At 53.1% G+C, this 3,084-nt stretch carries 2 rRNA genes; both read right to left on the bottom strand.

Features of this window, described 5'->3' with window-relative positions:
• Positions 1 to 66 (bottom strand): 5S ribosomal RNA (rrf, locus tag HEN33_RS24500); the annotation flags it as partial.
• A 95-nt stretch (positions 67 to 161) separates the two neighbouring features.
• Positions 162 to 3,064: ribosomal RNA gene (locus tag HEN33_RS24495) — 23S ribosomal RNA — on the bottom strand.
• Positions 3,065 to 3,084: the final 20 nt, after the last annotated feature.

The raw sequence follows: 3,084 nt of genomic DNA, 5'->3' as shown, positions 1-3,084 counted from the left end.
GCTACGGCGTTTCACTTCTGAGTTCGGCATGGGGTCAGGTGGGACCACCGCGCTAAGGCCGCCAGGCAAATTCTGTTTCATCAGACCGCTTCTGCGTTCTGATTTAATCTGTATCAGGCTGAAAATCTTCTCTCAATCCGCCAAAACATCTTCGGCGTTGTAAGGTTAAGCCTCACGGTTCATTAGTACCGGTTAGCTCAACGCATCGCTGCGCTTACACACCCGGCCTATCAACGTCGTCGTCTTCAACGTTCCTTCAGGACCCTTAAAGGGTCAGGGAGAACTCATCTCGGGGCAAGTTTCGTGCTTAGATGCTTTCAGCACTTATCTCTTCCGCATTTAGCTACCGGGCAGTGCCATTGGCATGACAACCCGAACACCAGTGATGCGTCCACTCCGGTCCTCTCGTACTAGGAGCAGCCCCCCTCAGTTCTCCAGCGCCCACGGCAGATAGGGACCGAACTGTCTCACGACGTTCTAAACCCAGCTCGCGTACCACTTTAAATGGCGAACAGCCATACCCTTGGGACCTACTTCAGCCCCAGGATGTGATGAGCCGACATCGAGGTGCCAAACACCGCCGTCGATATGAACTCTTGGGCGGTATCAGCCTGTTATCCCCGGAGTACCTTTTATCCGTTGAGCGATGGCCCTTCCATTCAGAACCACCGGATCACTATGACCTGCTTTCGCACCTGCTCGCGCCGTCACGCTCGCAGTCAAGCTGGCTTATGCCATTGCACTAACCTCCTGATGTCCGACCAGGATTAGCCAACCTTCGTGCTCCTCCGTTACTCTTTAGGAGGAGACCGCCCCAGTCAAACTACCCACCAGACACTGTCCGCAACCCCGATAAGGGGCCTACGTTAGAACATCAAACATTAAAGGGTGGTATTTCAAGGTCGGCTCCATGCAGACTGGCGTCCACACTTCAAAGCCTCCCACCTATCCTACACATCAAGGCTCAATGTTCAGTGTCAAGCTATAGTAAAGGTTCACGGGGTCTTTCCGTCTTGCCGCGGGTACACTGCATCTTCACAGCGAGTTCAATTTCACTGAGTCTCGGGTGGAGACAGCCTGGCCATCATTACGCCATTCGTGCAGGTCGGAACTTACCCGACAAGGAATTTCGCTACCTTAGGACCGTTATAGTTACGGCCGCCGTTTACCGGGGCTTCGATCAAGAGCTTCGCTTGCGCTAACCCCATCAATTAACCTTCCGGCACCGGGCAGGCGTCACACCGTATACGTCCACTTTCGTGTTTGCACAGTGCTGTGTTTTTAATAAACAGTTGCAGCCAGCTGGTATCTTCGACTGATTTCAGCTCCACGAGCAAGTCGCTTCACCTACATATCAGCGTGCCTTCTCCCGAAGTTACGGCACCATTTTGCCTAGTTCCTTCACCCGAGTTCTCTCAAGCGCCTTGGTATTCTCTACCTGACCACCTGTGTCGGTTTGGGGTACGATTTGATGTTACCTGATGCTTAGAGGCTTTTCCTGGAAGCAGGGCATTTGTTGCTTCAGCACCGTAGTGCCTCGTCATCACGCCTCAGCCTTGATTTTCCGGATTTGCCTGGAAAACCAGCCTACACGCTTAAACCGGGACAACCGTCGCCCGGCCAACATAGCCTTCTCCGTCCCCCCTTCGCAGTAACACCAAGTACAGGAATATTAACCTGTTTCCCATCGACTACGCCTTTCGGCCTCGCCTTAGGGGTCGACTCACCCTGCCCCGATTAACGTTGGACAGGAACCCTTGGTCTTCCGGCGAGCGGGCTTTTCACCCGCTTTATCGTTACTTATGTCAGCATTCGCACTTCTGATACCTCCAGCATACCTCACAGTACACCTTCGCAGGCTTACAGAACGCTCCCCTACCCAACAACGCATAAGCGTCGCTGCCGCAGCTTCGGTGCATGGTTTAGCCCCGTTACATCTTCCGCGCAGGCCGACTCGACCAGTGAGCTATTACGCTTTCTTTAAATGATGGCTGCTTCTAAGCCAACATCCTGGCTGTCTGGGCCTTCCCACATCGTTTCCCACTTAACCATGACTTTGGGACCTTAGCTGGCGGTCTGGGTTGTTTCCCTCTTCACGACGGACGTTAGCACCCGCCGTGTGTCTCCCGTGATAACATTCTCCGGTATTCGCAGTTTGCATCGGGTTGGTAAGTCGGGATGACCCCCTTGCCGAAACAGTGCTCTACCCCCGGAGATGAATTCACGAGGCGCTACCTAAATAGCTTTCGGGGAGAACCAGCTATCTCCCGGTTTGATTGGCCTTTCACCCCCAGCCACAAGTCATCCGCTAATTTTTCAACATTAGTCGGTTCGGTCCTCCAGTTAGTGTTACCCAACCTTCAACCTGCCCATGGCTAGATCACCGGGTTTCGGGTCTATACCCTGCAACTTAACGCCCAGTTAAGACTCGGTTTCCCTTCGGCTCCCCTATTCGGTTAACCTTGCTACAGAATATAAGTCGCTGACCCATTATACAAAAGGTACGCAGTCACCCCATAAAGAGGCTCCCACTGCTTGTACGTACACGGTTTCAGGTTCTTTTTCACTCCCCTCGCCGGGGTTCTTTTCGCCTTTCCCTCACGGTACTGGTTCACTATCGGTCAGTCAGGAGTATTTAGCCTTGGAGGATGGTCCCCCCATATTCAGACAGGATACCACGTGTCCCGCCCTACTCATCGAGCTCACAGTATGTGCATTTTTGTGTACGGGGCTGTCACCCTGTATCGCGCGCCTTTCCAGACGCTTCCACTAACACACACACTGATTCAGGCTCTGGGCTGCTCCCCGTTCGCTCGCCGCTACTGGGGGAATCTCGGTTGATTTCTTTTCCTCGGGGTACTTAGATGTTTCAGTTCCCCCGGTTCGCCTCATTAACCTATGGATTCAGTTAATGATAGTGTGACGAATCACACTGGGTTTCCCCATTCGGAAATCGCCGGTTATAACGGTTCATATCACCTTACCGACGCTTATCGCAGATTAGCACGTCCTTCATCGCCTCTGACTGCCAGGGCATCCACCGTGTACGCTTAGTCGCTTAACCTCACAACCCGAAGATGTTTC

It is taken from the genome of Escherichia sp. 94.0001 (assembly GCF_013369155.2).
Classification (GTDB): Bacteria; Pseudomonadota; Gammaproteobacteria; order Enterobacterales; family Enterobacteriaceae; genus Escherichia; species Escherichia coli_F.
Note: the sequence above shows the minus strand (reverse complement) of the source record. Positions and strands in the feature narration are given on the sequence as shown.